Annotated in this window: 13 protein-coding genes and 1 riboswitch; of the genes, 4 read left to right on the top strand and 9 right to left on the bottom strand. The window is 46.8% G+C overall.

Annotated elements, in window-relative coordinates:
• The 3 genes from metF to metK form a co-directional block, all read right to left on the bottom strand.
• Complete coding sequence (gene metF / locus ICN37_RS05040) at positions 1-831, bottom strand: methylenetetrahydrofolate reductase [NAD(P)H] (protein WP_216155299.1); 831 nt, start codon at positions 829-831, stop codon at positions 1-3.
• Between the two features lie 31 nt (positions 832-862).
• Complete coding sequence (gene ahcY, locus ICN37_RS05035) at positions 863-2,308, bottom strand: adenosylhomocysteinase (protein WP_215322366.1); 1,446 nt, start codon at positions 2,306-2,308, stop codon at positions 863-865.
• 61 nt (positions 2,309-2,369) lie between these two features.
• A riboswitch (S-adenosyl-L-homocysteine riboswitch) is annotated at positions 2,370-2,482 on the bottom strand.
• A 67-nt stretch (positions 2,483-2,549) separates the two neighbouring features.
• Positions 2,550-3,716, bottom strand: a complete 1,167-nt coding sequence (metK, locus tag ICN37_RS05030) for a methionine adenosyltransferase (protein ID WP_072582616.1) — start codon at positions 3,714-3,716, stop codon at positions 2,550-2,552.
• 203 nt (positions 3,717-3,919) lie between these two features.
• Between metK and ICN37_RS05025 the strand changes: the two genes are divergently transcribed.
• Genes ICN37_RS05025 through dapF form a run of 3 tightly spaced genes read left to right on the top strand, consistent with a single transcriptional unit; the run spans position 3,920 to position 6,617 of the window.
• Entirely contained in the window at positions 3,920-4,780 is an 861-nt protein-coding gene (locus ICN37_RS05025) for a lysophospholipid acyltransferase family protein (RefSeq protein ID WP_216155297.1), read from the top strand.
• Between the two features lie 23 nt (positions 4,781-4,803).
• Positions 4,804-5,703 (top strand): lipid A biosynthesis acyltransferase, encoded by a 900-nt coding sequence (locus tag ICN37_RS05020; protein ID WP_215321152.1) that lies wholly within the window; start codon positions 4,804-4,806, stop codon positions 5,701-5,703.
• A gap of 59 nt (positions 5,704-5,762) precedes the next feature.
• On the top strand, positions 5,763-6,617 hold the full coding sequence (dapF, locus tag ICN37_RS05015) for a diaminopimelate epimerase (protein ID WP_215322367.1): 855 nt from the start codon (positions 5,763-5,765) through the stop codon (positions 6,615-6,617).
• 12 nt (positions 6,618-6,629) lie between these two features.
• Here the strand turns inward: dapF and pyrE are convergent, their stop codons facing one another.
• A complete protein-coding gene (gene pyrE, locus ICN37_RS05010) occupies positions 6,630-7,298 on the bottom strand; it encodes an orotate phosphoribosyltransferase (RefSeq protein WP_215321153.1) in 669 nt (222 codons plus the stop codon).
• An 8-nt stretch (positions 7,299-7,306) separates the two neighbouring features.
• On the opposite strand from pyrE, the gene ICN37_RS05005 reads away from it, so the two are divergent.
• Positions 7,307-8,089: an exodeoxyribonuclease III gene (locus ICN37_RS05005; protein WP_072582611.1), complete on the top strand. Its 783-nt coding sequence runs from the start codon at positions 7,307-7,309 to the stop codon at positions 8,087-8,089.
• A gap of 40 nt (positions 8,090-8,129) precedes the next feature.
• Here the strand turns inward: ICN37_RS05005 and ICN37_RS05000 are convergent, their stop codons facing one another.
• From ICN37_RS05000 to argB, 5 genes are read right to left on the bottom strand one after another with little or no spacing between them, the layout of a single operon-like run.
• The gene (locus ICN37_RS05000) at positions 8,130-9,461 is read right to left on the bottom strand and encodes an MFS transporter (RefSeq protein ID WP_216155295.1); all 1,332 of its coding nucleotides are present in this window, start codon (positions 9,459-9,461) and stop codon (positions 8,130-8,132) included.
• A complete protein-coding gene (gene metW, locus ICN37_RS04995; RefSeq protein ID WP_072582609.1) occupies positions 9,454-10,047 on the bottom strand; it encodes a methionine biosynthesis protein MetW in 594 nt (197 codons plus the stop codon). Before metW ends, ICN37_RS05000 begins: the two co-directional genes overlap by 8 nt.
• On the bottom strand, positions 10,044-11,183 hold the full coding sequence (locus tag ICN37_RS04990; protein ID WP_215321156.1) for a homoserine O-acetyltransferase: 1,140 nt from the start codon (positions 11,181-11,183) through the stop codon (positions 10,044-10,046). Before ICN37_RS04990 ends, metW begins: the two co-directional genes overlap by 4 nt.
• Positions 11,180-11,830, bottom strand: a complete 651-nt coding sequence (gene slmA, locus ICN37_RS04985) for a nucleoid occlusion factor SlmA (RefSeq protein ID WP_215321157.1) — start codon at positions 11,828-11,830, stop codon at positions 11,180-11,182. Before slmA ends, ICN37_RS04990 begins: the two co-directional genes overlap by 4 nt.
• A 10-nt stretch (positions 11,831-11,840) precedes the next feature.
• A complete protein-coding gene (gene argB, locus ICN37_RS04980) occupies positions 11,841-12,743 on the bottom strand; it encodes an acetylglutamate kinase (RefSeq protein WP_216155294.1) in 903 nt (300 codons plus the stop codon).
• Positions 12,744-12,751: the final 8 nt, after the last annotated feature.

Below are 12,751 nucleotides of genomic sequence, written 5' to 3'. Positions count from 1 at the left end.
TTACTTCGTTAAGTCCAAATTGTCTGCAATCGCTAAAACTGCATCAGCCTGATTTAGCGAGTAGAAATGAATGCCAGGTGCACCGGCAGTTAACAACTGATCACACAAGTCGGTCACTACTTCTTCACCAAATGCACGAATAGACGCAATGTCATCACCGTAGGATTGAAGACGTAAACGAATCCAGCGTGGAATTTCTGCGCCACAGGCATCAGAGAATCGCAATAATTGGCTGCTATTGGTAATCGGCATAATGCCAGCAATGATTGGCTGTGTAACGCCTAATTCATAAGCCTCGTCGACAAAGCGAAAGTACGCATCGCTATTGTAAAAATACTGAGTGACAGCAGAGTTTGCACCCGCCTTCATCTTTTGCACAAAGAAATCGATATCACAAGCAGGCGACTTTGCCTGTGGATGCGTTTCTGGATAAGCAGCTACATCAATATGAAACCAATCGCCTGTTTCTGTGCGAATAAATTCAACCAATTCATTGGCATGATGAAACTCGCCATACTGACCCATGCCAGATGGCAAATCACCGCGTAAAGCCACAATGCGTTTCACACCTAAGGCTTGATATTGCTTGAGCATCTCGCGCACGCTTTCACGTGAGCTACCGACACAAGACAAATGGGGAGCAACAGCTGCACCAGCAGCATGAATATCGCTCACCACTTTTAATGTGCCAGACTGAGTAGAGCCACCGGCACCAAAGGTCACGGAATAAAAGGCGGGCTTGAGCGTTTCAGAAAAACGCTCGCGCACCAGGTGCAACTTACTCTCACCTTCAGGTGTTTTTGGAGGAAAGAATTCGACGCTTAATTCCATGATTTTGGGCCTAGGTTTCTATGTGACTGGATTAATAACGATAGTGGTCAGCCTTGTATGGGCCTTCCTTCGTTACGCCAATGTAAGAAGCTTGCTGATCAGACAACACTGTTAACTCTGCATTCAGAGTCTTGAGCTGTAAACGGGCAACCTTCTCATCCAAATGCTTAGGCAATGTGTAAACGCCGACTGGGTATTTATCTGTACCGACTGCATTCCACAATTCGATTTGAGCAATCACTTGGTTTGCAAATGAAGAGCTCATTACGTATGAAGGATGTCCTGTACCGCAACCAAGGTTAACCAAGCGACCTTTGGCCAAAATGATGATGCGCTTTTCAGGCTTGCCATTAGCGGCTGGGAAAATCACATGGTCAACTTGTGGCTTGATCTCTTCCCACTTGTATTTCTCAATACCAGCAACATCAATCTCATTATCAAAGTGGCCAATGTTACAAACGATAGCTTGATTCTTCATCTTTGCCATGTGGTCATGTGTAATCACATGATAGTTGCCCGTTGCAGAAACAAAAATGTCCGCTTTATCAGCAGCGTAATCCATCGTCACAACACGGTAGCCTTCCATTGCAGCTTGTAATGCGCAGATTGGATCTACTTCAGTCACCCAAACCTGAGCTGATAAAGCGCGCAATGCTTGGGCTGAGCCCTTACCCACGTCGCCATAACCGCAAACTACAGCAACCTTACCGGCCACCATTACGTCAGTAGCGCGCTTAATTGCATCAACCAAGGACTCGCGGCAACCATAGAGATTATCGAACTTGCTCTTGGTAACAGAGTCATTTACGTTGATTGCAGGGAACTTCAAGTCGCCCTTAGCAAACATTTGATACAGGCGATGTACGCCAGTAGTGGTTTCTTCTGTAACGCCTTTAACTTTTTCTAAGCGTGTTGAATACCAAGTTGGATCTTGCTCTAATTTTTTCTTAATGGCTGCGAACAAAATAGTTTCTTCTTCGCTAGTTGGATTATTCAAGCAAGCTTGATCTTTCTCAGCGCGTGCACCAAGGTGCAACAACAAAGTAGCATCGCCGCCATCATCCAAAATCATATTGGTGTAGCCGCCATCAGCCCACTCAAAAATGCGGTGAGTAAAGTCCCAATACTGCTCAAGGGTTTCGCCCTTGATCGCAAATACTGGCGTGCCATTAGCAGCGATTGCAGCGGCAGCATGGTCTTGTGTAGAGAAAATATTGCAAGACGCCCATTGAACTTCAGCACCGAGCGCTTCAAGCGTCTCGATCAATACCGCAGTTTGAATAGTCATGTGCAAAGAGCCAGTAATGCGTGCGCCACGCAATGGCTGTTGTGCAGCAAATTCATCGCGAATGGCAATCAAGCCAGGCATCTCAGTTTCAGCAATAGCGATTTCTTTGCGGCCAAAGTCAGCCAAAGAAATATCAGCAATTGCGCAACGAGTTGCAACAAAGTTATTTAAGTCAGTTACGGTATTCATTAATGCTCCAGCTAAATACGATCCAATGCTGGAGTAGAAACTCGCTAGCCATTGAATCATGGGTTAGCGAGCGCGGTTGCAATTAGCAAACTCCGGGGGTTACCTTAGAGCCCACTCCCTTCAAGCCTGGGGAAGTGCTGGGTCTCAGCATTCCTTGCAACGCTCCTTGAAGGTATACCGTAATTGTAAACAATTACGGTATATTTCGCCTCAATACACCTACAAACTGCGTATTTCCTGCTTACAGGCCTGCTGCGGCACGTAATGCGGCTGCTTTATCTGTTTGCTCCCAAGTAAATTCTGGCTCTTCACGACCAAAGTGGCCATAAGCAGCAGTCTTTTTATAAATTGGGCGCAAGAGATTCAACATCTTCACAATACCTTTTGGACGCAAGTCAAAGTGCTCAGAAACCAATTGAGCAATCTTCTCATCAGAGATCTTGCCTGTGCCAAAAGTGCTCACCATCACTGAAGTTGGTTTTGCAACACCAATCGCGTAAGAGATCTGAATCAAGCACTTGCTTGCCAAACCAGCAGCAACCACATTCTTCGCAACATAACGTCCAGCGTATGCAGCAGAGCGGTCAACCTTAGATGGATCTTTACCAGAGAATGCGCCGCCGCCGTGAGGGGCTGCACCACCGTAGGTGTCCACAATAATTTTGCGGCCAGTTAAACCACAATCGCCCTGTGGTCCGCCGATAACAAAACGTCCAGTTGGGTTTACCAAGAAATTAATCGCACCTTTGATCAAATGCTTAGGCAATACTGGTTTGATAATTTCTTCGATTACTGCTTCACGTAATTTTTCGAGAGAAATTTCTTCATCGTGTTGAGTAGACAGCACAACAGTATCAATAGAATCAGGCTTGCCATCCACATAACGCAAGGTCACTTGTGACTTCGCATCAGGACGCAACCAGTTCAAACGGCCATCGCGACGCAACTGTGATTGACGCTCAACCAAGCGATGTGACAAGTGAATTGGCAAAGGCATGAGCTCTGCAGTTTCATCGCAAGCGTAACCAAACATGAGGCCTTGGTCGCCAGCACCCTGGTCTAAACCGTCATCGTGGGCTTTATCAACACCTTGAGCGATATCAGGGCTTTGCTTGTCGTAAGCAACCAATACTGCACAACCTTTGTAGTCGATGCCGTAGTCAGTGTTGTCATAACCAATTTCACGCAAAGTGTTGCGAGCAACTTGAATGTAGTCAACGTTAGCGTTTGTAGTGATTTCACCAGCCAAAACGACTAAGCCGGTGTTGCACAAAGTTTCTGCTGCAACACGTGCAGTAGGATCTTGAGCCAAGATGGCATCAAGAATCGAATCAGAGATTTGGTCTGCTACTTTATCGGGGTGACCTTCAGAAACGGATTCTGAGGTAAAGAAGTAATCATTTGCCATTGCATATTCCTTTAATAATTAACACGATCATTGGGACAACTCGACGTGCCAGGAACTACAACGGCGACGCTTTAGCAGAATTTATGAATCGCCCTGCAAGTTGCCTTAACTCAGCGATGGGTGGATTCTATCCGAAAAATGCCTAATTCAGCAAGGCATGCTGAAATCCACACACTCAGAGCGGCATTGAATATCATTAGGGGGTGCGAAAACTCCTTCTCAAGCTCTGCCTTAATGCGATTGCCGTGCTTCCTCTTGCGCTTGTGCAAGTGATTGGGGCCTGTTTAGGCATGTTGGCTTACCTTGGCTCCAAGCAATATCGCTCACTCTTTAGACCCCAATACGAAGCGGTAGTTGATGCACGGGGTCTGACATTCAAGCTTTGGGATGCAGTAAGAGCCTCTGGAATGCTGTTTTCAGACAGCTTGTGGATTTGGCGCAACCCTGCAAAAGCACTGAAATTAGTGGAAGTGCAAAACTGGGATGTGGTTGAAGCGGCGATCGGCGAAGGGCATGGCTTAGTGATGCTGACCCCTCACCTCGGTGGCTTTGAGATCATTCCACGTGTTCTCGCACAGCATTTCCCAGCAACGATTCTCTATCGACCTTCACGCCAAGAATGGCTCAATGAAGTAGTGGAAGAAGGCCGCGCCTATCCAAATATGCATTTCGTGCCGACCAACCTCAATGGCGTGCGCCAAATGACTAGAGCGCTCACCCGAGGCCAAGCGATTGGCATTCTTCCAGATCAAGTGCCTAGTGGTGGCGAAGGTGTTTGGGTCCCATTCTTTGGGCGTCCTGCTTACACAACGCCACTACCAGCGCGTCTAGCTAATCGGAATAACACGCCAGTAGTCATGTTTACCGCTAAGCGCAAAGGTATTGGCCAAGGATGGCTCATGCAGGCTACTCGCCTTGTGCCTTTATCTGAGGATGCCAATCTTGCCGCTGCAGAACTCAACGTTGCAATTGAAAATGCAGTTCTGGTCGCGCCAGAACAATTCATTTGGTCATACAACCGCTATAAGCATCCTGCCGGTGCAGAATTGCCCCCAAGCAATTAAATAAATTCGCTATCATTTTTGAAATGACCTGGTTACAAAACCTCTTCAATTTTTTGGCGCTCAGTCTTTTGCGCCTCTTTGCCTTCCTGCCTTATACGATTACCGTCCATGTGGGCTATGGCCTGGGCTGGCTTGCTGCCCACACCCCAAACAGCCGCACCCACGTAGTGAAAACCAATTTACGCCTGTGCTTTCCCAATCTCAGCGAAAAAGCAATTGATGATCTGGCGACTGAGCACTGGAAATTATTTGGCCGCAGCGTATTAGAGAGAAGTCGCATCTGGTTGGGTAGTGGCAAACAAATTACCGATATCGTCACCATTGCATCAGCGATTACTTTGGGAGATCGCAAGCCACGCCTACTGATTAATCCACACTTTGTTGGACTTGAAGGCGGCTTCATGGCACTTTCCGTCTTAGCCAATCAACACGACTGGCCACGTGGCGCAGGACTTTATCAAAATATGAAGAACCCATTCTTCAATCAAAAAATGATTGAGTGGAGAAATCGCTTTGGCGGAAAGTCCATTGAGCGACAGAGCCGCTTACGTGACCTGATTCGTGAAATTCAAACAGGCAACTTTATTTTCATCGCCCCCGATATTGACTTGGGTCCACGTGACTCTATCTTTGTGCCCTTCTTTGGCATACAGACCAACACCATTACCTCAGTCTCCCGCCTGGCAAGACTCAGTGGCGCTGAAGTATGTTTAATGACAACTACCTTAAACAAAGACCGCAAGGGCTATACCTGCCATATTAGTGAGCCATTGCCAAACTTCCCTAGCGATGATGTTGAAAAAGATACTGCTCGCCTAAATCGATATATCGAGGAACTTGTTCGAGAAAGACCAGCAGAGTACTATTGGGTTCATAAGCGTTTTAAACACAGGCCTGAAGGCGAACCTAGTCTTTACGATTAAACGGAAATATTTTGAGCACCAATACTAACAATCCAGCACGCAAGCTACGCTTCACCAAAATGCATGGTGCTGGCAATGACTTCATTGTGCTCAATGGTATCGACCAAGACTTGAGTGGCATTACCAAGGATCAATGGCAAGCCTTAGCCCATCGTCAATTTGGCATTGGTGCCGATCAAATTCTCCTGGTTGAAAAAGCCACGCGTCCTGATGCTGATTTTAGATACCGCATTTTTAATGCTGACGGCGGTGAGGTAGAGCAATGCGGCAATGGCTCGCGCTGCTTTGTACGCTTTGTATTAGATCAAGGTCTTTCCAATAAGAATCCATTACGCGTGGAAGTGGCACACACCGTTCTGACTCTCAAGTCCCATCCGGATGGCCAGGTTGAGGTGGATATGGGCGCACCAATTTTTGAGCACAGTCATATTCCATTTAATGCAGCCGGGTTGGCAAGCGTTCAAGAGTTTCAAGAGACTCTCTATGCGCTTCCTTTGAATTACCCCGCTACTCACGATAGTTTGGTGGGCGTCCTCTCAATGGGCAATCCACATGCAGTCCAAGTAGTTGGTGATGTTGATAGTGCGCCCGTATTAGAAGAAGGCCCAGAAATTGAACAGTTTGCAGCGTTTCCGAAAAAAGTAAACGTGGGTTACATGCAAGCAATCAATCGCAATGAAATCAAATTGCGTGTCTTTGAACGCGGTGCTGGAGAAACGCTAGCCTGCGGTACCGGCGCTTGTGCAGCGGTGGTTTCAGGGATTCGCAGAGGCTTACTAGACTCGCCAGTAAAAGTGCATACGCGGGGCGGCGACTTGCAGATTGCCTGGGGTGGGACTATTGATAATCTTGCTCAGCCAGTCATCATGACCGGCCCAGCAGTTACTGTCTTTGAGGGTGAAACAACAATCTAAAAGCGGTTGCTCTTAGATTCCGTATTTCTCACGATAGGCCTTTACTGAGGGCAAGTGGTTTGTTAACTGCACATCGCTTGATGAAGTTAAGAAAGACATTAAGCCGGCTAAATTCGCAATTGCAATCACCGGTAAACCAAATTCTTGCTCTACGGCCTGCACTGCAGACTTGTCTCCAATTTCAACAGCATTGCCTGAGCGCTCCATACGATCCAAAGCGATCAATACCGCTGCAGGCTCTCCTCCCGCTTTGCGAATAAGATCAACGGATTCCCTAACTGAAGTGCCAGCAGAAATTACATCATCAATGATGACAACCCTGCCCTTTACTGGCGCACCAACCAGCATGCCACCTTCACCATGATCCTTAGCTTCTTTACGGTTGTAAGCATATGGAACGTTAATCCCATCATCTGCCAGCGCAATGGCTGTTGCCGCTGCAAGTGTGATTCCCTTGTATGCCGGTCCATAAAGCATATCGAACTGAATGCCCGATTCCTGCAAGGCTTTGGCGTAATAACGACCCAAGGCGCTTAGACGAGCTCCATCATTAAATTCACCCGCATTAAAGAAATAAGGTGAGAGTCTTCCCGCTTTGGTTTTAAACTCCCCGAAGGACAAAACCCTTGCCTCTAAGGCAAAACGAATAAAGTTATCTTGATTTGAATTATTTGAGCTCATAGGCCTATATGTTACGCATCATTTCCGCGAACCTCAACGGTATCCGTTCTGCAGTCAAAAAAGGCTTTCTGCCATGGGCTGTAAAGCAAAAGGCTGATTTCATTTGTATGCAGGAGCTTAAGGCTCAGCGCGATGATCTAGAGGACGCCATTCTGAACCCTGACGGCATGCATGGCTACTTCCATCATGCGGAGAAAAAGGGCTACAGTGGTTGCGGTATTTATACGCCCCATAAGCCAGATGAGGTCTTGTACGGCTATGGCAATGAAGAGTTTGATGCTGAAGGGCGCTATGTTGAAGCCCGTTTTAAAGGTTTATCAGTGATCTCTGTTTATATGCCCTCAGGCTCAAGCTCTGAGGAGCGTCAAGAAGCTAAATATCGCTACCTCGACAGCTTTCTGCCACATCTCGTTTCCCTAAAAAAATCTGGTCGCGAAATCGTCCTATGCGGCGATGTCAATATTGCCCATCAAGAAATTGACCTGAAGAACTGGAAAGGGAATCTCAAAAATTCTGGCTTCTTACCTGAGGAGCGCGCGTGGCTTACCAATCTCTTTAGCAAAGTAGGTTACGTAGACGTCTATCGACATCTTGAACCAGAGGCAACAGAAACTTGCTACACCTGGTGGAGTAATCGAGGCCAAGCCTATGCTAAGAATGTTGGCTGGCGAATTGACTATCACATCACCACCCCTGGTATTGCTGCTACAGCCAAGAAAACTGCGGTGTACAAGGACGAGAAATTCTCAGACCATGCACCACTTACCGTGGATTACGACTGGAAGATTTAACAAGTAACGGGGAGAATTTACTTTCCCCATTACTCCGCTTTTACTCCCCCTCTTTTTTGGTCTGCACGATCTTGAAATGAATCGTTGCCCAAATAAGAAGTAGGACTGGGGCGCCAATAATGGCAGTGCCGTAGAAGAATGCTTGGTACCCAAAGTTATCAACAAACACTCCGGAGAAGCCCGCCAACCATTTGGGCAAGAGCAGCATCATCGAACTAAACAGGGCGTACTGGGTAGCTGAGTAACGGATATTAGTAAGTGATGACAAGAAAGCTATAAAGGCTGCACTAGCGATACCAGAACTTAAATTATCTGCAGAGATGACCCAAATCAAACCATGCAGATCATGACCTTGTGTAGCTAGCCAAGCAAATAGCAAGTTACTGACAGCCGAAAGAATTGCACCTACAAACAGAATGCGTAGGACGCCAAAACGAAGTGTCAGCACGCCACCAACAAAAGCACCAACTAAGGTCATCACTACACCAAACACTTTGCTTACTGCAGCAACCTCATCTTTGGTGTAACCCATATCTACATAAAAGGGGTTTGCCATAATGCCCATCACGACATCACTAATACGGTAGATGGCAATTAATGACAAGATCAAAATAGCATGCCAGCGATAGCGTGTAATAAATTCTGCAAAAGGCTCAACTAAGGTCTGATATAGCCATGCTTTGGCAGTACGGACCTTTGCTAACTCATACTTCACAGGCTCTTTGCTTAAAAGGGTTGTAATTACACCTACCCCAATTGAGGCCGCCATACAAAGATAGGCAAATTGCCATGCGCCCGCATCGTAACCACTACCTGTTTCAGCACGAGCAGCAAGCCAAAGCACACCGGCGCCGGCCCAAATTAAGGCAAGACGATATCCAGTTTGATATGTAGCAGCAAGGGCTGCTTGATGGTCACCATTGGCCGACTCAATACGGAAAGCATCTAATGCAATATCTTGAGTGGCAGATCCAAAAGCCACCAAGAGCGCACACCAAACAATGGAATTGAGTGCCAGCTTGGGATCTAAAGTCGACATACCGACCAGACCCAAAATGATGAGTGCTTGCGCAAAGAGTAACCAGCTGCGACGGCGACCAAACAATTGCGTTAAGAGCGGGATTTGTAAGCGATCAACAAGCGGAGCCCAAACCCACTTAAAAGCATATATCAAACCAACCCAAGTTAAGTAACCAATGGTGCTGCGATCAATGCCGGCTTCACGCAGCCAAAAGCTCAGAGTTCCTAGAATAAGTAATAGAGGAAGTCCTGCGGAAAAGCCCAAGAACAACATGCGCAAACAAGACCATTCGAGATAAACCCGAAAGTCTTGAAGCCAGGACTTCACTACATGGAGTTGCTTGTTAGGCACGACGAATGCGGAATAAAGCGAGACTACCAAATAAATTTGGCATCAAAGTCACCTGGCGACCCTCATGCAAGATGCATTGATCGATTACCTTCAGGCCAAGGCTTGAGGCTAACTTCTCAAAGTCAGCAACCGTGAGAACGCGTACGTTGGGCGTGTTGTACCACTGATAAGGCAAACTCTTAGAAACTGGCATGCGGCCTAGACCAACAGCCAATCGATGAGACCAATGGCCGAAGTTTGGAAAAGAGATTACTGACTCCTTGCCTACACGCACTACCTCACGCAAAATCTTTTCAGTTTGATGAATAGTTTGCAGAGTTTGTGACAGCACAACTGTGTCAAAACTACCATCTTCAAAGAGCGCTAAGCCGCCTTCTAAATCTTGCTGTATGACGTTTAAGCCCTTTTGCACGCAAGAGAGTACGCGTGAATCATCAATCTCAACACCATAAGCGTGAACCGGTTTTTGCTTCTGCAAAAACTCCAAGAAACTACCATCGCCACAACCGAGATCCAAGACTTGAGTATTGGGTGCAATCCAATTAGCTATGGCAGCAAAGTCGGCACGCTTATTAAAATTGCTCATGCTTGAACCTCACGCATTTGCTTAAAGTAAGCTCGGACCAGGTTGTGATAACGCTCGTCATTTAGCAGAAAAGCATCATGCCCATGTGGCGCGTCGATCTCAGCATAGGTTACTTCACTCTTATTACTCAGCAAAGATTGCACAATCTCGCGACTGCGATCAGGTGGGAACCGCCAGTCAGTTGAAAAGCTGACAACCAAAAACTTAGCTTGCACCTCCGCTAAGGCGCGATTCAGACTGCCATCGTAACGACGTGCTGGATCAAAATAATCTAGTGCACGCGTAATCAATAAATAAGTATTGGCATCAAAGTAGCTTGAAAACTTATCACCTTGATGACGTAAATAACTCTCAACCTCAAACTCAACATCAAAGCTGAAGCGATAGTCATTTGACTCGCCATTAGGGCGCTGCAATTCTCGTCCAAATTTTTCTGCCATGTCATCATCAGATAAATAGGTGATGTGACCAACCATGCGCGCCAAACGCAAACCCCGCTTTGGTACAACGCCATGCTCGTAGTAGTTGCCCCCATGAAAATCAGGATCAGACAGAATGGCATTACGAGCCACTTCATTGAAGGCAATGTTTTGTGCGCTCAGCCTTGGGGTAGATGCCACCACCACACAATGGTCTATGCGTTTAGGAAACTGAATAGCCCAAGCCATGGCTTGCATGCCACCCAGGCTTCCACCCATTACAGCAGCAAATTTACGAATACCCAACTTATCCGCCAAGCGGGCTTGAGTATTCACCCAATCCTCAACCGTGACCACCGGAAAATCTGCGCCATATGGCTTGCCATTAGTAGGATTGATGCTCATTGGCCCAGTAGAACCAAAACAAGAGCCTAAATTATTGACGCCAATGACAAAAAAGTGATCGGTATCCACTGGCTTACCAGGACCAATCATGTTGTCCCACCAACCAATGTCTTCTGGATTATCTGGGCTTGGGCCAGCTACATGATGAGATGCATTGAGAGCGTGACAAACAAGAACAGCATTACTTTTATCGGCATTGAGTTTGCCGTAGGTCTCAATCACTAAATCGTAGCCAGACAAAATGGCGCCACTCTGCAAAGGCAGGGGCTCGGCAAAATGAATAGTATTTCTAGAGAGGTGTAGCTCGCTCATTCTGAAAGGAGAAGGCGCAGGCTAACATCGGAGGCTTCAGTTGGCAGCTTCTTAAATCCGCTACGGGCAAAGCGATGCCAACGACCCAAAACAAAACTCATCAACATGGCCGCACGAATGCTGACCTCTTCTTGGCCTAGCTGAGCCCAATTACCGCCTTGGGTTTGGGCAATACGTAGAGCTTGCTTAAGAGATGCTTCGACACGATCAAGCACTTGAGTAATGCGCTCTTGAAGACGATCATCCTCTTGCAATAAAGCATCGCCCAATAAAACGCGAGTCATGCCAGGATTCTTTTCAGCAAAGAATAAAAGCATTTGCAAGATACCGCGCGCCTGAACAAGGCCAGATTCTTCTTTTTGATTAATTTGATTAATCAATCCAAAAACGGTTTGCTCAATAAAAGAAATGAGGCCTTCAAACATCTGCGCCTTGCTGGCGAAGTGCCGATAAAGAGCTGCTTCTGAAACCTCAATCTTGGCCGCTAAAGCGGCTGTAGTGACACGCTCAGCCTTCGGGTTTTGCAACATCTCAGCAAGTACTTGCAGAATCTGTAAGCGGCGTTCACCTGGACGAGGGCGCTTACGAGCTACACCAGCGTCAGCGTTGCTGTCGTTGATGTTTACTGGCTCTAAAGATTCGCTCATGGTTATCTGCTTATCTAGAGCGAATCATCGTGCCGAATGCTTGCTCGGTCAGAATTTCTAACAATAATGAATGCTCAATGCGGCCATCAATAATGTGCACTGAATTGACACCGCTCTTAGCGGCATCTAATGCGGAAGAAATCTTGGGCAACATACCGCCAGAAATAGTGCCATCAGCAAAGAGCGCATCAATTTCTCGCGCGGTTAAATCTGTCAGCAACTTACCGTCTTTATCCATCACGCCCGGGATATTGGTCATCATGACCAACTTCTCTGCATGCAGGATTTCTGCCATCTTGCCAGCCACCAAGTCAGCATTAATGTTGTAAGCCTGGCCTTCTGCACTAAAGCCAATAGGAGAAATTACCGGAATAAACGCATCGTCTTGCAAAGCTTTAACCACCGCAGGATTAATTGCCTCGATCTCACCAACAAAACCGATATCCACCATCTTGCCCGGCTCTTTATCGCTAGGAATCTTCATTTTCTTAGCGTGAATCAATCCGCCGTCTTTACCAGTCAAGCCAACAGCCTGGCCGCCAAAGTGGTTAATCAACATCACAATATCCTGCTGCACCTCGCCGCCTAGAACCCATTCCACTACTTCCATGGTTTCTTCATCGGTTACGCGCATACCTTGAATAAAAGTACCGGTCTTACCAATCTTCTTCAAGGCCTCATCAATTTGTGGGCCTCCCCCATGAACTACTACTGGATTCATGCCAACAAGCTTTAACAAGATCACGTCACGCGCAAAACTTTCCTTGAGACGTTCTTCCACCATGGCATTTCCGCCATACTTAATCACAATAGTCTTGCCGTGATACGCACGAATATAAGGCAAAGCCTCAGCAAGAATCTCCGCCTTTAATAAAGGAGAGATATCACTAATAGTTGGTAAATGCTTAGTCATCGCTACTT

This window comes from Polynucleobacter sp. P1-05-14, assembly GCF_018881675.1.
Classification (GTDB): Bacteria; Pseudomonadota; Gammaproteobacteria; order Burkholderiales; family Burkholderiaceae; genus Polynucleobacter.
Note: the sequence above shows the minus strand (reverse complement) of the source record. Positions and strands in the feature narration are given on the sequence as shown.